General features: G+C 40.1%; 24 protein-coding genes. 18 read left to right on the forward strand and 6 right to left on the reverse strand.

The window, feature by feature from the left end:
• Position 1: 1 nt before the first annotated feature.
• Genes G6W41_RS08615 through G6W41_RS08630 form a run of 4 tightly spaced genes read left to right on the forward strand, consistent with a single transcriptional unit; the run spans position 2 to position 3050 of the window.
• Complete coding sequence (locus G6W41_RS08615; RefSeq protein ID WP_009294897.1) at positions 2-691, forward strand: ABC transporter ATP-binding protein; 690 nt, start codon at positions 2-4, stop codon at positions 689-691.
• The gene (locus tag G6W41_RS08620; protein WP_009294896.1) at positions 681-1175 is read left to right on the forward strand and encodes a TlpA family protein disulfide reductase; all 495 of its coding nucleotides are present in this window, start codon (positions 681-683) and stop codon (positions 1173-1175) included. The genes G6W41_RS08615 and G6W41_RS08620 overlap by 11 nt, the downstream gene beginning before the upstream one ends.
• Before the next feature lie 8 nt (positions 1176-1183).
• Positions 1184-1765, forward strand: a complete 582-nt coding sequence (locus G6W41_RS08625) for a hypothetical protein (protein WP_103595235.1) — start codon at positions 1184-1186, stop codon at positions 1763-1765.
• A 31-nt stretch (positions 1766-1796) separates the two neighbouring features.
• Positions 1797-3050, forward strand: a complete 1254-nt coding sequence (locus tag G6W41_RS08630) for a DUF2920 family protein (RefSeq protein ID WP_194171245.1) — start codon at positions 1797-1799, stop codon at positions 3048-3050.
• A gap of 54 nt (positions 3051-3104) precedes the next feature.
• Here G6W41_RS08630 and G6W41_RS08635 read toward each other — a convergent pair whose 3' ends face one another.
• From G6W41_RS08635 to trpS, 4 genes are read right to left on the reverse strand one after another with little or no spacing between them, the layout of a single operon-like run.
• A complete protein-coding gene (locus tag G6W41_RS08635) occupies positions 3105-5471 on the reverse strand; it encodes a tetratricopeptide repeat protein (RefSeq protein ID WP_194171246.1) in 2367 nt (788 codons plus the stop codon).
• Positions 5471-6715, reverse strand: a complete 1245-nt coding sequence (serS, locus tag G6W41_RS08640; RefSeq protein WP_194171247.1) for a serine--tRNA ligase — start codon at positions 6713-6715, stop codon at positions 5471-5473. Before serS ends, G6W41_RS08635 begins: the two co-directional genes overlap by 1 nt.
• A 10-nt stretch (positions 6716-6725) precedes the next feature.
• Entirely contained in the window at positions 6726-7166 is a 441-nt protein-coding gene (locus G6W41_RS08645; protein ID WP_194171248.1) for a copper resistance protein CopD, read from the reverse strand.
• 8 nt (positions 7167-7174) lie between these two features.
• Positions 7175-8140 (reverse strand): tryptophan--tRNA ligase, encoded by a 966-nt coding sequence (trpS, locus tag G6W41_RS08650; RefSeq protein WP_194171249.1) that lies wholly within the window; start codon positions 8138-8140, stop codon positions 7175-7177.
• Positions 8141-8470: 330 nt separating this feature from the next.
• Here trpS and G6W41_RS08655 point away from each other — a divergent pair, with 330 nt between their 5' ends.
• A complete protein-coding gene (locus G6W41_RS08655; RefSeq protein ID WP_194171250.1) occupies positions 8471-8626 on the forward strand; it encodes a hypothetical protein in 156 nt (51 codons plus the stop codon).
• A 53-nt stretch (positions 8627-8679) separates the two neighbouring features.
• Here the strand turns inward: G6W41_RS08655 and G6W41_RS08660 are convergent, their stop codons facing one another.
• Complete coding sequence (locus tag G6W41_RS08660; RefSeq protein WP_194171251.1) at positions 8680-9201, reverse strand: shikimate kinase; 522 nt, start codon at positions 9199-9201, stop codon at positions 8680-8682.
• Positions 9182-10570, reverse strand: a complete 1389-nt coding sequence (gene der / locus G6W41_RS08665) for a ribosome biogenesis GTPase Der (RefSeq protein WP_194171252.1) — start codon at positions 10568-10570, stop codon at positions 9182-9184. The genes G6W41_RS08660 and der overlap by 20 nt, the downstream gene beginning before the upstream one ends.
• A 152-nt stretch (positions 10571-10722) precedes the next feature.
• On the opposite strand from der, the gene G6W41_RS08670 reads away from it, so the two are divergent.
• From G6W41_RS08670 to G6W41_RS08730, 13 genes are all read left to right on the forward strand, one after another.
• On the forward strand, positions 10723-11613 hold the full coding sequence (locus G6W41_RS08670; RefSeq protein ID WP_194171253.1) for a DMT family transporter: 891 nt from the start codon (positions 10723-10725) through the stop codon (positions 11611-11613).
• Positions 11614-11629: 16 nt separating this feature from the next.
• Complete coding sequence (locus tag G6W41_RS08675; protein ID WP_194171254.1) at positions 11630-12679, forward strand: hypothetical protein; 1050 nt, start codon at positions 11630-11632, stop codon at positions 12677-12679.
• Positions 12680-12689: 10 nt separating this feature from the next.
• A complete protein-coding gene (gene kdsA, locus G6W41_RS08680; RefSeq protein WP_004317708.1) occupies positions 12690-13490 on the forward strand; it encodes a 3-deoxy-8-phosphooctulonate synthase in 801 nt (266 codons plus the stop codon).
• 15 nt (positions 13491-13505) lie between these two features.
• Positions 13506-14024 carry a hypothetical protein gene (locus G6W41_RS08685; protein WP_194171255.1) on the forward strand — a complete coding sequence of 173 codons (519 nt, stop codon included), beginning with the start codon at positions 13506-13508 and terminating at the stop codon, positions 14022-14024.
• 4 nt (positions 14025-14028) lie between these two features.
• Positions 14029-14358 (forward strand): DMT family transporter, encoded by a 330-nt coding sequence (locus G6W41_RS08690; protein ID WP_194171256.1) that lies wholly within the window; start codon positions 14029-14031, stop codon positions 14356-14358.
• On the forward strand, positions 14355-14678 hold the full coding sequence (locus G6W41_RS08695; RefSeq protein WP_148802738.1) for a DMT family transporter: 324 nt from the start codon (positions 14355-14357) through the stop codon (positions 14676-14678). The genes G6W41_RS08690 and G6W41_RS08695 overlap by 4 nt, the downstream gene beginning before the upstream one ends.
• A 209-nt stretch (positions 14679-14887) precedes the next feature.
• Positions 14888-17320, forward strand: coding sequence for a TonB-dependent hemoglobin/transferrin/lactoferrin family receptor (locus G6W41_RS08700; protein WP_194171257.1), 2433 nt, complete (start codon positions 14888-14890; stop codon positions 17318-17320).
• A gap of 272 nt (positions 17321-17592) precedes the next feature.
• Positions 17593-18657: a cation diffusion facilitator family transporter gene (locus tag G6W41_RS08705; RefSeq protein ID WP_430733022.1), complete on the forward strand. Its 1065-nt coding sequence runs from the start codon at positions 17593-17595 to the stop codon at positions 18655-18657.
• A 17-nt stretch (positions 18658-18674) separates the two neighbouring features.
• The gene (gene ribH / locus G6W41_RS08710) at positions 18675-19145 is read left to right on the forward strand and encodes a 6,7-dimethyl-8-ribityllumazine synthase (protein ID WP_021084559.1); all 471 of its coding nucleotides are present in this window, start codon (positions 18675-18677) and stop codon (positions 19143-19145) included.
• A 1-nt stretch (position 19146) separates the two neighbouring features.
• Positions 19147-19542 (forward strand): transcription antitermination factor NusB, encoded by a 396-nt coding sequence (gene nusB / locus G6W41_RS08715; RefSeq protein ID WP_021085959.1) that lies wholly within the window; start codon positions 19147-19149, stop codon positions 19540-19542.
• Positions 19539-20219: an orotidine-5'-phosphate decarboxylase gene (pyrF, locus tag G6W41_RS08720; RefSeq protein ID WP_194171258.1), complete on the forward strand. Its 681-nt coding sequence runs from the start codon at positions 19539-19541 to the stop codon at positions 20217-20219. The genes nusB and pyrF overlap by 4 nt, the downstream gene beginning before the upstream one ends.
• Before the next feature lie 218 nt (positions 20220-20437).
• Positions 20438-20680, forward strand: coding sequence for a helix-hairpin-helix domain-containing protein (locus G6W41_RS08725; protein WP_194171259.1), 243 nt, complete (start codon positions 20438-20440; stop codon positions 20678-20680).
• Positions 20681-20895: 215 nt separating this feature from the next.
• Positions 20896-21342, forward strand: coding sequence for a pyrimidine dimer DNA glycosylase/endonuclease V (locus tag G6W41_RS08730; protein ID WP_194171260.1), 447 nt, complete (start codon positions 20896-20898; stop codon positions 21340-21342).
• The last annotated feature ends 148 nt before the right edge of the window (positions 21343-21490 follow it).

The following is a 21490-nucleotide window of genomic DNA, read 5'->3' on the forward strand; positions in this document are numbered from 1 at the left end:
TATGCAAAATGCACTAGAGCTTAAAAATATTTGTAAAATTTTTGGCGATGTAAAAGCACTTGATGATATAAGTTTTGAGGTTAAAAAGGGAGAGTGGGTCAGCGTCATGGGACCAAGCGGTAGTGGTAAGAGTACGCTTGTAAATATCCTTTCTCTAATGGATACTCCAAGTAGTGGCGTTTATATGCTTGGCGGCGATGATGCGAGCAACCTAAATGCTGATGATACGCTTAAATTTAGACGCGAAAAGATCGGACTTGTCTTTCAGCAGTTTCACCTAGTGCCATATCTTAGCGCGCTTGAAAACGTGATGATAGCGCAGTATTATCACAGCTCGGTTGATGAAGAGGATGCTAAAAAGGCGCTTGAGGCAGTTGGACTATCTCACAGGCTAACGCACAGACCAAGTCAGCTAAGTGGTGGCGAGCAACAACGCCTTTGTATCGCGCGCTCGCTCATAAACGACCCTGAAATTTTAATAGCAGATGAGCCAACTGGTAACCTTGACGAGGCAAATGAGAGGATCATACTTGATCTTTTTTGCAAGCTAAGAAAAGAGGGCAAGACGATACTTCTAGTCACTCACAACCCAGATCTAGGCGAGTATGGCGATAAGATCGTCTATCTAAGACACGGCAAACTAGAGAATATCCGCACTATCGAAAATCCAAAGGTGCCAAATGCGATATAAAATTTTACTTTTATGTCTAGTCTCAGCCCTAGTCTTGGGCTGCGTCAAGCAGTATGAGAAGCACCACATCACGCTAAATGATTCAAGTGGCATCGATACGCAGTTTTTTCCAACCGAAAAGCGCCTAAAGATCGGCGATAAGCCATATATGCTCTTTTTCTTTGGCACGGACTGCGGAGTGTGCAAGGCTGCGATCCCTGATCTAAACGCACTTGAAAAAGAGTATGGCAAAGAGGTTCAATTTATCGGCATTTTAGGGCCTAGCAAGGGTTTTGATAAGGATATCGAAATCTTAAAAGAGCACAACATCACCTTTAAAACTACAAGCGATAAGGTCTCGGTGGATTACTTCAGCAAGGCGGTTGGTGGCGTTATGGGCGTGCCAGTTATCTATTTTTTTGATAAAGATGGTAAGATGCGATCAAAATTTATCGGTCTTACACCAAAAAGTGTGCTTGAAGGTGCTATAAGATCGCTCTTATAGGAGTGAAGATGAGAAATTTCTTTTTATTTGTCTTGGCGGTATTTTTTGTCGGATGTGCTAGCAGCACGCCAAATATCTCGGTAAAAACGAGCGATCCGATATTTTTTACGCTTGGTGAAGCAAACAAAAGCGTATATGTAAATTTTAAAAATAGCGCGACCGGGCAGGATGTAAATGCTGAAATTATAAGCGAATTTGCAAAGGCTGGCTTTAGAAATGAGCCAAATATCAAAAATGCTGACTTCATCATCCTTGGCGACGTGCAAAGCTTTTCTAGGACAACCAAAAGAGATCCTAGATTTTCAATGGGCATGGGATATGGCTTTGGCAGACCAAGTTTTGGCTTTGGCTACTCGATGTTTTTCCCGTTTGATTATGATGATTATGATGACGACTTTAGCACAAACAGCTATGCTTACTACATGCAAGTAAGCGTGCTAGTGCGCCCAAAAGATGGCGGTGAGAAAGCGACAAATATCTCGCTCATGCAAGCTGGTAATGTCTATTCGCCAAGCTATATCTGGCCATTTTTCAAAGAGCGCCTAGCAAAACAGATCGTTAGCTTTTTTTATAACGTCTCACAAAGGTAGAGAAATTTAGCGAAATTTAAAAGGAGTTAAGATGCTAGTTGATGGAAGCTACGAAATTTTATCTTGTGATGATGTGGAGCTTGGCATAAAAAGAAGTTCTACTTTGTCCTTTTATGCCTGTTATGACGATGTTAAAGAGGCAAAAGCTCTTTTAGTTATCATCTCTGGTTTTGGAGAGGACTCTGACTCTGGCTATAGAACCCATCTCATGCGAAGCATGGTAGAGTCTTATGATGTGGCATGCATTAGTGTGGATTATCACTGTATAGGCAACCGCCCACAGCTTGGGGCAAAATTTGGGCTTGATGATATAGACCGCGTGATACTAATAAGAGAATTGGCAAAGATCGGTATAACTTTACCTATTGATTTAAAAATAGTTGATAACTATGATAAAACCTGCGTTTTACTTAAAAGTCTTAACGAGGAGATCACTATTAGAAAAGAGAGCGGGGTCTTGCCAGATGATTTTATTTTAGATATCAGTATGACTATGCTGCCGACAAAAAACGAATACCAAAATTTTGGCGTTATGCAAGCAATGGACGTGCTAAATGCCGTGCTTTATACAAAAAAATATATAAATAGTGCCAAATTTGAGCATCTACCAGTGATAATGGTAGGCAGCTCACATGGTGGATACTTGGCACATATGTGCGCTAAGATAGCTCCTTGGCTAGTTGATGGGGTGATAGATAATAGCTCTTACGCTATATTTTTATGGAAACTTATTGGTTTTGGAAAGGAGATTGATTTTACTAGGTTTTTTGGCTGTGGCACTGGAAATTTATATGAAAATTTAAATCTTTATTTCTGTGATAAAACTTATTGGACTCTTAATGATAAATCACCATATTATTTTAGTGATGCAAGAGAAGAGATAAGAAACATCCTAAATTTAGATCATTTAACTGTTCAAAGCAGCTATAAAAAGCCAATTTACGTGAGCTATCACTGCATTTATGATAAAGAAGTAGCCCCCGCAAAGGATAAAACCAAGCTTTATGAGACTCTTAAGAAGCTAAAATTTGACGCAACTTTGCATATGATAAAAGATGAGAGCGAGGTTGATGGTAAATTTATAAAGTCTCTAACTCACGGCATGGGGATGTCTTATAAACTGCTTTTGCAAAGAGAGCTTTCTGGCGTTATGAAGAAAATTTTGTCTAAAAAAGATAAAAAAGATGAGATTAATGAAAAATGCATAGAGTATAAGTGTGGTGATTTGCTTTATAAATTTAGTGAAGTCTCAGATCAGATAAGGCTTGAAGTTACTAATATTTAAATTTAGAGCCATTTTATCTAAAGCTAGGCTTTTAAAGACCTAGCTTTAAATTTTCTAGTTATCTATCATAAAATCATAAAATTCGTTGTTATATCCGACGTTTCCTATCTTGCTATATTGTATAAGAGCTGCTTTTATGTTATCGATTTGCTGATACATAAAGCCAAGGGCGGCTCTGTTTTCAACAGCACTTGGATCATTTAGCTTTGTAAGCTCCAAAAGTGCGATAGCATTTGTTATTTTATTCGCTCCAGTGGCCGCTACACTTGCTAAAAAGAGCGTGCCAGCGTCATTTATCTTAAACTCGTCTATGGCTTCATTATAAAGCTTATAGCTCTCATCAAAGTCATTTGTAAAGATATCCACGTAGGCCAGAGTTTGGATCAAATTTATATTTTTTGGAGCCTCTTTCAGCTGGGCTCTTAGTTTGTCGCGCTCCCTTGTTAGCAGGCCTGAGATCTGAAGCAGTTTGATGTATTGCTTTTTGATGATGTCAGCGCCGTGGTAGAAAGCGTTTGAGTCGAGATTTTTGTCGATGAAGTAAATTTGTATCGCTTTTGCATACTCTTTGATGTTTTGATCTTTGTTTTTAGAGATGAAATTTAAGATATTTGCGATGATGTCGTTTGGCAAAATTTTCATAAGCTCATCAGCCTTTTTTGACATTAGCTCATCGTTGTTTGAAATTTTAGCGATGATGATATCAAAGGCTAAATTTAGCGTCGTAGGCTCTTTTGGCTCTTCAAGCCACCTTATCATCGCGCTTTGGTTGCCACTAACTAAACTTAAAAGTGAGGCGTATAAATTTACAGGCTTTAGGCTCTTGTCGTTTTCTAAATTTTCACCGATCTCTTCAACTAGTTTTGGATTTAAATTTCTATTTATATCCATGCAGATCGCGCCAAAGATACCTGAAAGATGGTTATTTACATCTTGATGATAGCTTGCTATAAAGTGCTTTGCAGCAAGGCTAAAATTCCCAAGCTGAGCGTAGCTAAGAGCTAGGTTATACTGCAAGATCGAGTGGTTTGGATAGGCTTTAGCAAGCTCTTCAAAGTCCTTGTTTGCCTCTTTTAAGCGGTAGTTAAGTGCCTTTGCGATGGCTTCGCTAAGTTTGGCATTGACCTTTGAGGCGGCGGCACTTTGACTAAGGTAGTCATTTGCCGCTGAGGTATCGTCTAAAAAGACGCTAACGCCACCTTTTCTTATCTGCTCTATGCTCTGTTTCGCGTCAAAAACCTTGTAGGGTGCGAAGTAAAAGAGCGTCTCGTAGCGTCTTGTTCTATCAAAAAACATATCGTCGCTAAAGTGCGCCTGAGCTAGGCTGACGTCAAAAAGATCTGGCTTTAGGATGGTCTTTATCTTGTAAATTTTACTTGGCATCGAGGCGTTGTAGTCATAAACATCTTTGATAAATGCCGCCGCATCGCCGTAGTCAGCAGTCTTTAGATCGATTAACGCCTCAGTCATCTTGATAAGATCGATATTTGGCGTGTTTTTAGAAGCCTTTGTTAGATAGTCCCTTGCCTTGTCGTATTTGCCAAGTCTTGCGTAGAGCTGCGCTAGCGTAAAGTCAGCCTTAAACGCCTTTTGCCCCTCAAGCTTAGCTATGGCTCTTTCGTCATCTCCAAGAAGCGATAAAATTTTAGCACTCAAGTAAGCATACTCACCCTTATAGTCATCTGTGCTAGGGTGTGAGAGTGCTTGCAGAGCCTCGTAGTAATTACCCTTGTAATAATTAACCAGCGCATAGTAGTAGCTGTAAAGTGGCGAGCTGTTTTCATACTGCAAAAAGGAGTCCGCAAGCCCTATGTAGTAGTTGAAATTTTTGGTGTTATTTAGCTCAAGCGAGCAAACAGCGGCGTTTATGGCGCTCACTGCGGTGTTTTCGCGGTCAGTTATTGCTTTGTTAAACGAGATGATCGCTTCGTCGCATTTTTCTTGTTTCATCTGCGAAACGCCGAGGTTGTAGTTTGAAAGTGACTGGTTATAAACAGCTATATTTTCATAAATTTTTAACGCTTCAAATTTATTGCCACGCTCGTAGAGCTGGTTGGCCTTGTTTATCATCTCATCTATCTTTGAAGCGCCAAAATTTTGCGTTTGGTAGTTGTTTTCTATATTTTTTACGATAGCTGTAGTGTCTATCTCCTCTTTTTTATCTTTTTTTAGCAAGACGATTAACAAAACAACTATCAAGATGACAAGCACCAAAGCAGCCGCACCGATGATGATAAAGAGCTTTTTCTTGCTCTTTTTTACTGGTATTGGCTCTGGGATGCTCTCATCTTGCAGCACGCCATCATTTGCGATGCTCTCAAGCGAGACGATCTCTTCAGGTGCCTCTGTCTTTGCCTCTTCAGGCGCTTGCTCTGCTTGCTCGCCAGGTGGTTTTAGAACTACAACCTCGTCATCAGCCACTACATATACCTTTTAAGAACTTCTGGAATTTCGATAGTGCCATCAGCTTTTTGGTAGTTCTCCATTATCGCTATTAGCGTCCTGCCAACTGCCAGACTTGAGCCATTTAGGGTATTTACAAGCATATTTTTCTTGCCATCTTTAAAGCGAATTTTTGCGCGTCTTGCTTGAAAGTCACGAGTGTTAGAGATAGAGCTTATCTCGCGGTATTTGCCCTGACCTGGTAGCCAAACCTCAAGATCTACCGTCTTTGCCGCGCTAAAGCCTAGATCGCCGCTGCAAAGAAGCATGTGGCGGTGAGGCAGCCCAAGACTAGTTAGCAAGTCACTAGCGCAAGATATCATCTCAGCAAGCACGCCCTCGCTTTGATCAGGCTTTGTGATGCTTACAAGTTCTACTTTTTCAAACTGGTGCTGGCGGATCATGCCTCTGGTGTCACGTCCTGCTGAGCCTGCCTCTTGGCGGAAGCATGCTGAGTAGCAAGTCATCTTTATAGGTAGCTGCTCGGCTTCAATGATCGTGTCATTGTATAAATTTGTCACGGGCACTTCGCTAGTTGGGATGAGATAGAGGTCCTCGTCGCGTACCTTGTAAAGATCCTCTTCAAATTTAGGCAGCTGACCGGTGCCAAAAAGTGTGTTTGAGCTTACTAGATAAGGGACATTTACAAGCTCAAAGCCTCGCGCGCTGTTAAAGTCGATCATGTAATTAACAAGCGCTCTACTAAGCCTTGCTCCCATGCCACGAAGCACGGTAAAGCGAGATCCTGAGAGCTTTGCGCCTCTTTCAAAGTCAAGCCAGCCAAGGCTCTCACCTAGCTCCCAGTGCTCCTTTGGCGTAAAGTCAAATTTAGTTGGTTCAAGCACCGTTTTTATGCAGACATTATCGTCCTCGTCCTTGCCAAATGGCACGTCATCGTCAGTGATATTTGGCACGCTAAATGAAATTTGCTCAAGCTTTTCTTCATATTGTTTAACGATCTCATCAGCGTCAGCAAGGGCAGATTTGTTTAAATTTAGCTCACTCTTAAGCTCGCTCACGTCCTCGCCGGCTCTTGCTTTTATGCCAAGCTCTTTGCTTTTTGCGTTTTGGATCGCTTGGAAATTTTCAAGCGCTTTGCGCTTTTGCTTTAGCTCGTTAAAAGTGTGCAAAAGCTCGTCTAGCAAGCTAGCTTTAACGTTTTTACCCTCTAGTTTTTTTACGAATTCATCGTAGTTTGTCTCAAGTAGTTTTAAATTTATCATTATCCTCTCCTTAAACCATAAACATAACTTTTGCAAGCAGGACGATTAGCACCGCAAGCGTAAGTGCGATAGGGTGGATGTTGCCAAGTGGGCTAGGGCGCTTAAATATAAATTTGCAGCTCAAATTTACTATCACCGCAGCCACGATCACCATCGCTAAGAAAAATTTGATCATAAAAGCGATCTGTAAATTTGTCTCAAAGTAGCCTCCGGCCTTGCTGCCAACCCAGTTACTCATCATCATGCCACCAGTTAGAACTAAAATTAGCAGACAAATAGGCATGATCCTAACAGCTACTGAGCCGATGGCTTGTTTTGCCTTTTGCGCAAGCTCTGGTGGCATCTTTTTGCTCGCCGCTCTTAATATGATCACATCAAAAAATAGATAACCAACAAATATGATCGCACAAAAAAGATGGACTATCTGCGCGTATGGGTATAAATTTTGCATTTTTTTCCTTATCTGTAAATTCCAACTGCTTCACGCACTTTTTTTATCGTTGCGTTAGCGATATTTTCTGCCTTTTTGGCGCCCACTTCTAAAATTCCAGCCACCTCGTCAGGGTTGTTTTGATAATGCTCAAATTTCTCTCTCGCCTCTTTAAAATACTCCCAAACAAGCTCGTTTAGATAGGCTTTAAAGTGTCCATGCCCCTCGCCACCACGCTCATATCTAGCCTGCAAGTCGCGCTGTCCGTTATCGTCTAAGAAAAGCTTTGCGATATTATAAACGTTGCAGTTTTGCCACTGCTTTGGCTCTTCAAGCGGTGTGCCGTCAGTTACGATGCTAGAAATTTGCTTTTTAAGCGTTTTGGCGTCTGCGAAGATATCGATTGTATTGCCGTAGCTTTTGCTCATCTTTTCGCCGTTTGTGCCAGGCACGGTAGCGACGTTTTCATCGATCTTTGCTTCAGGCAGAGTGAAAATCTCGCCATGTTCGTTGTTAAATTTGATCGCAATATCACGTGCGATCTCTACGTGCTGGATCTGGTCCTTGCCCACAGGCACGACCTGCGCGTTATAAAGCAATATATCAGCCGCCATCAAAACCGGATAGCTAAAGAGTCCGTGGTGTGAGCTAAGGCCCTTTGCGACCTTGTCTTTGTAGCTGTGCGCGCGCTCAAGTAGACCCATAGGGGTGTGCTGGCTTAGCACCCAGTAAAGCTCAAGCACCTCTTTAACGTCGCTTTGCACCCAAAAAATGCTCTTGTTTGGGTCGATCCCAAGCGCCAAAAAGGCACACGCAGCGTCAAAAGTGTTTTGCTTTAGTGCTTTGCCGTCGCTAAGACTGGTCATCGCGTGGTAGTTTGCTATAAACATAAACATTTCGTTTTTTTCTTGCATATCAACCATCTGCTTTATCGAGGCAAAATAGTTGCCTAAATGCAGCTTTCCGCTTGGTTGGAGGCCGGTTAGTACTCTCATCTTATCCTTTCAAATTTTGGCTTCGTTTTTTTGAGCGCCTTTAAATGAGTTTGTAAATTTTAATCATCGACAGGCTAAATGCCTAGTCTTGATTAAAATTTAACTGCACAACATTTAAATTCATCTCAAAACACTTCGCCAAAATGCTTTTTTAAATTTTTAACGTTACATCAGACTTTGCGTCTAATCTAATCTTAAAATTTAACTCGGCAGAAAAACAAAATTTCGCCTCGCCTAAACAAAAAATTCTTTGCCGAAACGTTTTAAATTTTAACATCACGTTAGACTTTATGCGTCTAGCTTGATCTTAAAATTTATCTCGCAGGCTAAATGCCTATTAAATTTGACTGCACGACATTTGCCACTTTAGCGCTCTATCAAAGTAAAGCAAATTTATCTCAAAATTTCGTCAAAATTTCTCACTACAAAACGTTAAATTTAGCTCAAACATCACAAATTCCAACACCACGCCAGACAGCCATCTAGCTTGATCTTGAAATTTATCGTTGCAAGTAGCCCGCGCTACTTTGCAACTAAATTTAAATTTTTAAAAGTATCCTTATCTCTTTTACGATCTGCTTTGGAGTTTTGCCCTCCACTTCAACGATATAATCAGCCTTTTTCTCATATAGCTTCTCTCGCTCCAGATGTAGCGCCTCAGCCTTTTTTAGGTCGCTTAAAAGCGGGCGTTTGGCGAGCTTTTTCTCGCTATTTTTGCTATTTTTTAGCCTTTGCATGATCGCATCAAAGCTTGCTTTTAGATAGATCACGGTGCCTATTTTGTTTAGATTTTTAACCTTCGCAAAGCCTCCGCCTGTCGAGATGATCGCGTTTTTGACATTTGTGGCTAGAAATTTAGCCAGGTCTTTTTCAAGCTGCCTAAAATGCTCTTCGCCAAATTCATCAAAGATAGCTTTTATCTTCATGTTTTGCGAGCTCTCTAGCAAGTCGTCGCAGTCAAGATTCATCGTCTTTAGCGCCTTGCTTAGCGCCCTTGCAGTCGTGCCCTTGCCAACGCCCATAAACCCTATCAAAACGATATTATTGTTCTTTGTCTTCATCACTCTCTCCACGTTTTTTAGGGATCAGCACGATAGGCACACCAGCTAGGCTAAAGCTCTCTCTAAGCTTGTTTGTTAGGTAGCGTTTGTAGCTAAAGTGCAGGCATTTTGGGCGGTTCATTATGAGCGCTATCATGATAGGTGCGGTCTTAAACTGCGCTGCATAGTAGATTTTCACGACCCTGCCTTTATCTCGTGGCAGCGGGTGCGCTTTGGTCGCTTCGCCGATCACTTCATTTAGCTTTGAAGTTTGAATTTTTTGGGTGTAGTTTTTGTAAATTTCAACTATGAGTGGGTAAATTTTATGCACTCTCTTGCCGCCAAGTGCTGAAACGCTGATGATCGGCGCATATGAGAGAAATTTAAACCTATCTTTTATCTCTTTGCAAAGTTCGTCAAATTCTTCGCTGCTTTTGTCCCATTTGTTTAGCACGATGATGACGCCAAGCTCAAATTTAGAGGCGATGCCAGCGATACGCTCATCAAGCTCGGTTAGCGGCTCAGAGCTATCAAGCACAAGTAGCGCTACGTCTGTCTCTTCTAAAATTTTCTCAGTTCTATTTAGCGCGTATCTCTCGATGCCCTCGATCTTGCCACGCTTTCTGATACCAGCAGTATCGACAAACTCAAAAACTCTGCCGTCATGCTCGTAAATTTCATTGACTGGGTCGATCGTAGTGCCTGCGACGTCGCTAACAACGGCACGGCTCTCTTTTACAAGGGCGTTTAGAAGTGAGCTTTTGCCGACATTTACGCGGCCTATGATGCCAACTCTTATGTTTTTGCTCTCATAGTCTATCTCGTCGCTAAGCTCGCCCTTGTCGTTATAGTTTTCTAAAAAATCATCAAAATCATCGCTTGTATCGGCCTTTATCTGCACTTTCGCTTCTAGGTGTTTTGCCAGCCAGATGCTAAGCTCATCGACGCCAGTGTTGTGGCTTACTGAAATTCCAAATGAGTTTTTTGCGCCAAAACTTACAAATTCCCACTCTCTTTGCTCGTCTTTTTTGCTGTCGATTTTATTGATGACTAGAGCGATTGGTAAATTTAGCTTGCTAAGCTCGTAAAAAATGGCTCTATCCTCGTCATCTGGCATCATTTTGCCATCGACCATGTAGAGGATAACGTCTGAGTTTTTAGCCTCTGCTAGGGTCTTTGCTTTTACGTTTTTAAAAAGCTCGCTGCTATCATCAAGCCCGCCGCTGTCGATTAATATACACTCTTTGCCCTCAACTTCGATCTTAGCTTTGTTTGTATCTCTTGTAGTGCCGCTAACGTCGCTTGTTATGGCGATGGGTCTTCTTGCTAAGCGGTTAAAAAGTGAGCTTTTGCCGACATTTGGCTTGCCTACTAATATTACTTTTTGCAAATTTTGTCCTTTTTATGATGGCTGATTATACAAATTTTTCTCTTATATAAAGTATAAAATTACGCTTAAAAGCGCCGAAATAAAAGAAAAAATCAACCAAAATTTAAGCCATTTTTTATTAAAATGAGTGCTTCAAATTTAGAGGTTTTGCGATGTTAAAAAGGTTTTATATTTCACATCTTGGCATTTTTTACATGCTCTTTGCTTGCTTTATGTTTGCCGTGACTGGCGCATTTGCAAAGTATCTGAGCAAAGATATGCCTTCTATCGAAGTTGTTTTTTTTAGAAATTTGATCGGACTTTTCATCGTCATCTACGCCATCTATAAATTTCCATTTAAACAAACTGGCGGACACTTTTTCTTGCTGATGTTTCGCGGTTTTGTGGGCACGGTGGCTCTTTTTGCCTTTTTTTACAACGTCGCGCATGTAAATTTAGCCACAGCCTTTACCTTTCAAAAGACAAACCCGATATTTACAGCCATTCTCGCAGCTATCGTGTTTAAAGAGCGGCTAAGCTCGCTTGGCTGGTTTGCTGTCTTTTTGGGATTTGGCGGGATTTTGCTTGTTATCCAGCCAAATTTAGGTATCAATAAAACCGATATCATCGGCATTTGGAGCGGCCTTGGAGCGGCTATTGCCTATACAAGTGTCAAAGAGCTAAACAAGAGCTACGGCACAAACGTGATCGTGCTAAGTTTCATGCTTTGGGGCTCGTTTTTGCCGCTTATTTGCATGGGGATGGCTGAGTTTTTTACTTATGAGCCTCTGGATTTTTTATTTTCTAAATTTGCTATGCCAAGCTGGCACAACCTCATTTTCATCGTGCTAATGGGGCTTAGTGGCTACTATTTTCAGGCGTTTATGACAAAGGCATTTGCAGTTGGCAAAAAGGCTGGTGTGATCGCTGCGGTTAGCTACGCTGACGTCATTTTTACGCTTATTATTGGCTATTTTATGGGCGATGCGTTGCCAAATCACCTAGCACTCGCAGGTATCGTGCTTGTTGTGGTGAGTGGAATTTTAGTTGTTAAAGAAAAATAAAAAATAGGGTAACGCTATGAAAATAGAAATTGGAGAGTCTTTATTTTATTCTTGGCTTCGCCACGTAAAAGAGTGCCAAATAGTGCAAACTAACTGGAAAATTTCTCCAAAATGGGAGATAAAATTTTCAGACGAGTTAGAAAATATAATGTTAAAAACAGATGAGTTTTTTTCTAACAAATACGGATATAAAATTTATAAACAAAATACCTCATTAAATCAACTTTTGCAACAAGCAGAGTGTGATGCACTTGGCGTTTGTATGAGTGATGGAGTTAGTGAAATTTATGCAGTTGATGTTGCTTTTCATGAGTCAGGACTAAATTATTGTGGACTTTATGAAACGGTGGCTAGAGTTGTAAAAAAATGTGTAAGAACAGCTATGTGTATTTATGGATATTTTGGTGTTAAAAAAGCTAATATTATTTTTGCATCTCCAAAAATAAACAAACAAATTTTATATGCATTGCAACCTTGCTTTATTGATCTAAATGAGATGATGCTTGAAATGGGATTGGAATTCGATTTTAGAATAATTGCTAATGATGACTTTTTAAATTCTGTCTTAAAACCTATTTTGGAAGTAAGTGGCAACATAGCCGACACAGCAGAGCTTTTTATGCGCTCTTATCAGATGCTAACTTTATTTGATAAAAAAGAGCCAAAAAGTATTGAAAAAATCGAAAAAGAGAAGCGAAAAATAGTCTCAAATGCTTATCAATTTTCTAAAGAATATATTGACAACAAAAACAATCAAGATGAATACGCAGAGCTAAAAGTCGGACAAATAGCGCGTATCATAATGAGAGAAATTTTAGAAAGTGGTAGAGTGAGTGCGGATGAGATAAGCAGGCTACAAAGTGAAAAATATAGCAAAGATTATCTCGGGCTAAACTATGCTGCATTAGTTAAGGCAGATAGTGAATATGAAAAAGTTCGCTACTATGCGGTCCCAATACTAATAAATGGCATATACTATAAACTTTGTTCTCAATGGTTTGAAGTGCCTGCAAACGATGATAGACCGCTTTTGATAGATTGGATTAGAAAATTTAGAGAAAAATAAAGGAGAAAAAATGATCTTAATCGCTGGACCTTGCGTGATAGAGAGCAAGGAGCTTGTTTTTGAAGTGGCAAAAAGGCTAGTTAAATTTAATGAAAATCCAAAGCTTGATTTTTACTTTAAGTCTAGCTTTGATAAGGCAAATCGCACGAGCATTAGCTCATTTCGCGGCCCTGGGTTAGAGAAGGGTTGTGAAATTTTAGCTGAGGTGAAAAAAGAATTTGGCTTTAAAATTTTAACCGACATCCACGAGAGCTATCAAGCTCAGCCAGTTGGCGAAGTGGCTGATGTGCTGCAGATCCCTGCATTTTTGTGCCGCCAAACTGACCTTTTAGTAGCGGCTGCAAAGACAAAAGCGGTCGTAAATATCAAAAAAGGGCAGTTTTTAGCAGCTTCAGCTATGAAGCACTCTGTTAAAAAGGTGCTTGAAACAAGAGGAGTTAGCGGCGATGGATACGAGGTCGCAAAGGCAAATGGCGTCTGGCTAACGGAGCGAGGTAGCACATTTGGATATGGAAATTTAGTCGTTGATATGAGAAATTTGGTGATGATGAGAGAATTTGCGCCAGTCATTTTTGACGCGACCCACAGCGTGCAGATGCCAAGCGCACTTGGCGAAAAAAGTGGCGGAGATGCCAGGTTTGTGCCTTATCTTGCAAGAGCAGCAGCTAGCGTTGGGGTGGATGGATTTTTCTATGAGACGCACATAAACCCTTGCGAGGCGCTATGTGACGGACCAAATATGCTAAATTTAGACGAGCTTGAAAAGGTCGTAAATGACACGCTAAAGATAGAGGAAATTTTAAATTTTTAAACTAAGGAGAGAGGTATGAAAAGGATTTTAGCGCTACTTTTGGGAGTGTTATTTTTAGTAGGTTGTGGCTCATCTCAGCCAAAGGTGCCACTTGCCGGCAAGTATAAATTTGAGGGCATTAGCTACACTCATGTGCAGCGCCACGAACCGACAAAATTTTTCTATCAAAGCCCAAAAATGATCGAGAAAAAGTATAACAAACAAATCACTGAGGCGCTTACAAAAGAAAATTTGCTCGATCCTAACTCAAGCGACGAGCTAAAGATAAAGATAACTCACCGCAGGGAATTTATAGGCGAAGCGACCTTTGCTAAAAGCGACAGGATGGGCAATATCTACCTTACTTACGAGGTAGAAGTCGTTAGAAATGGCGAAGTTTTGAGGCATTATAGCTCTAGTGAGCTAAGGTTTAACCCTGGAGTCTTTGGAAATTTAAAGGGGCTAGTTGGACAAAATAACGATGATAGCTTTGAAAATAAGGCGATTAGCGCAAATGTAAAAGAGATCGTTGATACCATAAAAGGTTTGAAGTAAATTTATGTCAAATAGAGGCTTTTTGTGGATATTTCTAGGTGCTGTGGCTGAGTGTGGCTGGGCGTATGGGCTAAAGCACGCGTCAAATTTAAGTGAATTTTTACTTACGACGCTGCTTGTAAGCATAAGTTTTATCTCTTTTATGAAGGCTTTAAAATATCTGCCCGTAAGTATCTCTTATGCTGTATTTGTGGGCTTTGGGACGGCTTTTATCGTTATAGCCGAGATCGTTAGCGACTACGTAGCAAGCGGGATCATGCCAAATTTCATTAGGCTATTTTTCATAGCGACGCTCATTTTGGGCGTGCTTGGACTAAAAGGCATAAAAGAATGATCCACTTTTTAGCGCTTTTACTAGCTGGATGTTGCGAGGTCTCTGGCGTCTTTTTTATCACGAAATTTTCAAAAAGCACAGGCGTAAAAAAGTGGGCAAATTTTATCCTTTTGCTTGGAAATTTCGCCCTTTCTCTAACGCTACTTAGCTATGCGATGCAAACTATCGCTATGTCGGTGGCGTATGCGATCTGGACTGGCATAGGCGCTGTTGGAGCAGTGCTAGTTGGGGTGGTATTTAACAACGAAAAGGTAAATTTAGAAAAAGCACTCTTTTTATCGCTCATCATCTTTAGTGTGGTGATGTTAAAGATCGTGTAATGAGCCAAATTTAAATATATTTTTTAAAAACAGATAACTTCAAATTTATGCACTTATATACTCTAAAAATAATAATATTTAAACTCACTTTCTAAGATGCTAGTCTCTATAAATATTATTTTTTACAAAATATTGATTTTTAAATTCAAAATAAATTTATATAAATAACACTACACTTTCAAGTTATTTTTTAAATTCAAGGAGACATTGTGCAAATTTGTAGAATTTTGTTTATCTCTGGTGTGGCGTCCAGCTTTGTCTTTTCATCGCAAGATACGCTGCTAGAAGGTGTTGTAGTAAGTGCGAGTGGTATCTCAGCGAAAAAGACAGAGCTTAGCAAAAGCGAGCTAAAAAAAGGTCAAATTTTATCCGAGCGAGATCTCGTACGAAACGAAACTGGCGTAACTGTTACAGAAGGCGGCAGAAGTGGAAATAATGGGTATGCTATACGAGGTGTAGATAGTGATAGGGTTTCTTTAAAAATAGACGGAATGGAAGCTGTTGAGAGCTTTATGCCTCGTTCTTACAATATTTTAGGGATATTAAATGGCAATCGAAACAGCACCGAGCTTGAAAACATAAGCAGTGTAGAGTTTGTAAAAGGTGCAAATTCATTAAACAAAGGCAGTGGCGCGATCGGTGGTAGCGTTAGTATGCAGACAAAAAATGTTGATGATTTTGTAAGGGATGGGCAAAATGTTGGCTTCTATAGCAAAAGCGCATACGCATCAAAAAATAGTGAATTTAGGCAAGTTGCAGGTGCAGGCGTAAAAGTAGGCGGTATCGAAGCACTATTTCAGCATACGTATAAGCGCGGCAAACAGACAAAGAATTTTTACAGCGGTAAGCTAAATGATGTGCCATTTTGTGGAATGGGGACTAGTATAGAGGATTCGTATTTGGCGGATAAATACCCAGAGCTTTGCTCCTTTGGTAGAATTTTACCCGATGATGTGAGATTTCGCACGCACTCAAATTTGATGAAATTTGGCTATAGGTTTGACTCGCATTTTATAAATACATCCTATGAAGACTTTAGGCAAAACTATTTTACAGAAGAGAAGAGTAATAGCACCGCAACACTTAATAGAAAGCAAACAAGAGATAGCATCCCTTACAAAAGATACGGGATTTACTATGAGTTTGTGCCAGACCATGATGCTTTACTAAGTAATTTAAAGGTAAGTTTTTATAAGCAAAGAGTACAGCAGAGGTCAAATTTCACAAGATATCATGCAAACTATCCAAGCGACATGCAATACAACTCAAGCTTTGATCAAAAAGATAGCTACGAATTTTTTCAAGACAAAAAACAGTTCGATATAAGCGGCATGAGTGGCGACATTAATGCAGGTAAATTTTCTCACATATTGAGTTTTGGCTTTGGTAAGCATATCTCTACCTTTAAAAATAAAAATTTACAACTTAGACAAAGTTTTAATACAAAATGGGGTGGCAGCGGTTTTATTGTAGATCCAGCAAATCCTTTTAAGCCAGTTAAAGCAACGGACGTAACCTTTGCTCAGCCAGTAAAAAGCACTCTTGAATATGTTTTTCTGGGAGATGATATGAGCTTAAATGAGGCCTTAAGTCTAAACTATGGAGTTAGGCTTGATAGATATGTTTATAAACCAGAGCAAGCATCTGTTGCCTCTGGTGCAGGATATAAAATGGTCACAACACCAGAGCTACAAAAAAGTAAATTTAAAGCCATTACCTACAATGCAGGAGCCCAATATGATATAAATAACAATGTGAGTGTTAGCTACGCATTTAGTACCGGTTTTCGTGCGCCAAGAGTGGAGGAGATGTATTTTGATACACCAAGGGATAGTACAAGATATGTTAGAAATTTAGAGCTAAAACCAGAAAAAGCCTTTAATCATGAGGTAAGTTTATTGTCATCAGGCCAGAGTTATGCGCTTGCTCTTAGTGCTTTTTATTCTAAATATAGAGATTTTATTGATAGTGATTATGAGGTTGGTATTGATGAGATAGAAGAACTTGACTTTGCGACATTTGATTTTGTAAAAAAATACAGCAAAAAAAGTCTTGATTTTAAACACGTAAATGTTGGTAGAGCCACCGTCAAAGGTTTGGAACTAAATTCACATGTAAATGGTGATGTGCTAAATTTAAATAAAAATTTATATGCAAGCTTAAAAGCGACCTATGCACTTGGCAAAAAAAATGATGGGACTTCACTTATGGCTATTCAGCCATTTACTGCAGTGGCTGGGCTTGGGTATAGTGATAATAAATTTGATCTCTTGCTAACTAGCAAATTTGTAGCAGCCAAAAAAGCAAAAGATGCAGTTTCAAAAATACCACCAAATTTTTCTCAAATAACTGTTGATAGAGATACAGGTAAAGTAACTGGCACAACACAGCCAGAAGCACATAAATTTCTAAGTAAAAGCTATTTTGTTTTTGACTTAACTATGGGGTATAAGATCAGTAAAAATTTCAGCATAAATGCAGGGGTGTTTAATATTTTTAATAAAGAGTATTCTACTTGGGAAAATTTAAGACAGCTTAGATATAACGGCAACCAAAGCTATGTTAAATTTGATGGTACTGGACTTGAGCGATATACTGCTCCTGGTAGAAATTTTAGCGTTTCTTTTGAGATTAGATATTAGCATTAGTTTAAATAAGATTTTGATAAACTACGCAAAATCTAAGGAAAAATTAATGAAAATAATCGAAGGAAATTTAGCTTTAAAAGGAGACGAGAAAATTTACCCTAGTGTTAGTTGGGGTGGTATTTAACAACGAAAAGGTAAATTTAGAAAAAGCCCTCTTTTTATCGCTCATTATCTTTAGCGTGGTGATGTTAAAGATCGTTTAAGGAGCAAATTTGGAAGTAGTAGAGTAGGTAACGTCGCGAGATAAGACCATCGTAAAAACAGGTATTATAGGTATAGTGACAAATGCCATTTTGGCGGCTATAAAGGCTGTAGCGGGCTTTGCTAGCGGCTCGATCGCTATCATCTTGGACGCGGTAAATAACCTAAGTGACGCGTTCTCGTCTGTTATAACTATCGTTGGCATAAAAATAGCTGAGAAAAGGCCAGATAAAGAGCACCCATTTGGCTACGGCAGAGTGGAGTATCTAACGGCCATCGTTATAGGCGTGATCATACTTTATACAGGTGGCACCTCGGTGGTCGAGTCAGCTAAAAAGATCATCTCGCCAAGCACCCCAAACTACGACACTATCTCGCTCGTACTGATAGCCATTTTGGTGGTGGTCAAATTTGTACTTGGGATCTACACACAAAAAGTTGGCGAGAGGGTAAATTCTGACTCGCTCATAGCAAGCGGCGTGGATGCGAAATTTGACTCTCTCATCTCGCTTGGTACGCTTTTGGCGGCCTTGGTTTTTGTGTTTTTTGGCGTTAGCCTTGAGGCATATCTTGGCGTCGCGATATCGCTACTTCTTATCAAAGCGGCACTTGAAATTTTACGTGACGCGATAGATAAAATTTTAGGCGAAAGGATGCCTAGTGGCGATAGCTCGGAAATTTATGAGTGTGTACGCTCGTTTGATGGTGTGCTTGGGGCTTATGACCTTATCTTTAACGACTACAGCCCAGACAAGAAGCTAGGCAGCGTACATATAGAGGTGGAACACGATATGAGTGCTGCGCAGATAGACGCGCTTACTAGACGCATACAAAATGAAATTTTTGCGAAATTTAACATTGTTTTAGATACCATTGGCATCTATGCATTTGATAAAGAGAACAACGCAAAAAGGCTAAATGTCGAAAAGATAGTTTTTGGGCATAAATTTATCAAGCAAATGCATGGATTTTACATAAATAAAGAGACAAACACGATCACGTTTGATATCGTCATAGACTTTAACGCACCAGATAGCTCGGCACTCTACTGCGAAATTTTATCGCAAGTAAGCAGCGCCTACCCTAGCTACAAGGTCATCATCACGCGTGACACGGACTACGACGGATAGAAATTTAAGGAGCAGACATGAAAATAATCGAGGGAAATTTAGCCCTAAAAGGCAACGAAAAGATAGCGATCATAAACGCAAGGTTTAATCACATCATCACAGACCGCTTGGTAGAGGGCGCAAAAGACGCATTTTTACGCCACGGCGGCGACGAGAAAAATTTAACTTTAGTACTAGTCCCTGGGGCATTTGAGATACCTATGGCGCTTGAAAAGGTGCTTGCAAGCGGTAAATTTGATGCGGTTTGCTGCGTGGGGGCGGTGATAAGAGGCGCAACCCCACACTTTGACTACGTAAGCGCTGAGACCACCAAAGGCATCGCAAACGTGACGCTAAAATACGCAAAACCAGTCACTTTTGGCGTGCTAACGGTAGATAACATCGAGCAAGCGATCGAGCGAGCTGGCAGCAAGGCCGGAAACAAGGGCTTTGAAGCGATGACGGGCGTCATAGAGATGCTAAATTTATATAAAAAGTTAGGAGAGTAAAATGGCCACACGTCATCAGGTCAGACAAGCGATCGTTTCACTGCTTTACTCAAACGAGATAAATCCCGTAACTGCGGAGTTTGAAGAGGAATTTTTAGAAGAGAAAAAGATAAGAAACGAGCGTAAAAATGAAGCTTTGCAAACATTTAAAGAGGTGCTTGCAAATAAAGAAAAACTAGATGAAATTTTAAAGCCACACCTAAAAGATGGCGACTTTAGCAAGGTTGGCGCAACAGAGCTAGCCATCCTTAGACTTGGGCTTTATGAGATGAAATTTAGCCAAACAGATAAAGCCGTCATCATAAATGAGGCGATCGAGCTTGCAAAAGAGCTTGGAAGCGACCAGGCGCCAAAATTTATAAACGGCGTGTTAGATAAGATAAAGGGCGATCTATGAGGCTCTGTGTCGCTCTTGACATGGCTAGCAAGGATGAAAATTTAGCCCTCGTGCGTGAGCTAAAAGGGCTTGATCTTTGGCTAAAAGTGGGGCTTAGAAGCTATCTTAGAGATGGAGCTAAATTTATAGAGGAGCTAAAAGGAGCAGGGGAGTTTAAAATTTTCCTTGATCTAAAGCTCTATGATATCCCAAACACCATGGCAGACGCCGCTGAGGTCGTCTCAAAGATAGGCGTGGATATGATAAATTTGCACGCAAGCGCTGGCGAGAGAGCGATGAAGACCGTCATGGAGCGTCTTAATGCGCTGCAAAATCGCCCTTTGGTGCTTGCAGTATCAGCGCTAACTAGCTTTAGCGAGAGCGAATTTGAAGCGGTTTATAACGATACTATTTCTCGCTCGGTTAGGAAATTTAGCCAGATGAGCTTTGAAGCGGGGCTTGATGGCATGGTCTGTTCGGTCTTTGAAAGCAAGCTCATAAAAGACGTGACAAATCAAAATTTCATCACGCTTTGCCCTGGAGTTAGGCCTTTTGGCGAGAGTGCGGGCGATCAAAAGAGGGTTGCAAATTTAGTTAGCGCAAAGCAAGAGGGCAGCGACTTTGTCGTCGTTGGCAGGCCGATTTATGAAAACGCAAACCCAAGAGAAATTTGCGAGAGAATTTTGGAGCAAATTTAGCGCCCTAACTTGCATAAAATTTGATCTAAAATCATTTTTAAGCATGGTTTTTCGCGTAAGAAATTTTTAAATTAAACCACCTCGCCAGAAGCTTGGATAACGACTTAGCGTAGTTGCAAGATGAAATTTAGTGAGCTTTGCAACACGCAGGAGTTAAATTTAAAATTTCATTTAAAGCAGCGAATTTGACGGAATTTAAAAGAAATTTGAGGTAAATTTTGAGCGATTTTAAGAAAATCCCCTATGTCGGCAAGGCGACGCAGGCGGATCTACTGGCACTTGGCTACACAGACATTGCTTCTTTAAAGGGCGTGGATACTGAGGAGATGTTTGAACGCACAAAGGCGCTCGGACGCGGTAGTGATAGGTGTATCCTCTATGTTTACCGCATGGTTTGCTACTATGCAAATACGCCGCACCCAGACAAGACCAAGCTAAAATGGTGGCTTTGGAAGGATTAAATTTTTAAAATTTGACCACTATTTATAAACAGCACAAACTTTTATCAACTTTTATAAGCATTGAGCCACGGTTTTAACGTTATGTTAAAGTCTTTATGCATAAAATCACAAACTATTATTATCAGAACTTTTTAGTTGGCTTTTTGACTTAGTAAAACAAAAACCATAGATAGCAAAGGGTAACTAATATTTTTAATTATGTAAATAAGGTAAAAATGAGACTCTGGACGATAAATTTTAAATATCTTGACGCAAAGGGTCTTGTGGCTCTGTGGAGAGAGGCTTTGCTGGCTAAAAATGTTTTAGAAGGGCTGACAAAAGGCTATAAAAACCACCCACAATTAATTAGATTTTACACTCATCAAAACTCTATCAATGCTATAAATGCCTATCTTTTGGAAGTTTATAAAGAGGCTTGCGCTCGTGGATATAAATTTGATGTTGCAAAAGTTGGCAAATTTGATGCAGAAAATTTATCCAAGATCGCCGTTACTAGAGGTCAAATCGAGTATGAATTTAGCTTCTTGCAAGAAAAACTAAAACTAAGAGATTTAAAAAAATACAAAGAAAATTTAAATGTAAAAAATATAGAAATTTCTACCATTTTTACGAAGATAGACGGCGACATCGAGCTTTGGGAGAAGGTAAAAACGCTCATTTAGTTTTTATACTACAAATTTTTTTAACTATCTCCACCTCATTTATATCTTCAAATTTGATCTTAGTTTTTACGATCATGAGGGTTTTATCTTTGAAATTTACATCCGAGACTAGGCCGCCAGATCTTACGTAAGTAAAGCCGTCGTGGTA

It is taken from the genome of Campylobacter concisus, assembly GCF_015230035.1.
Taxonomy (GTDB): Bacteria; Campylobacterota; Campylobacteria; order Campylobacterales; family Campylobacteraceae; genus Campylobacter_A; species Campylobacter_A concisus_BK.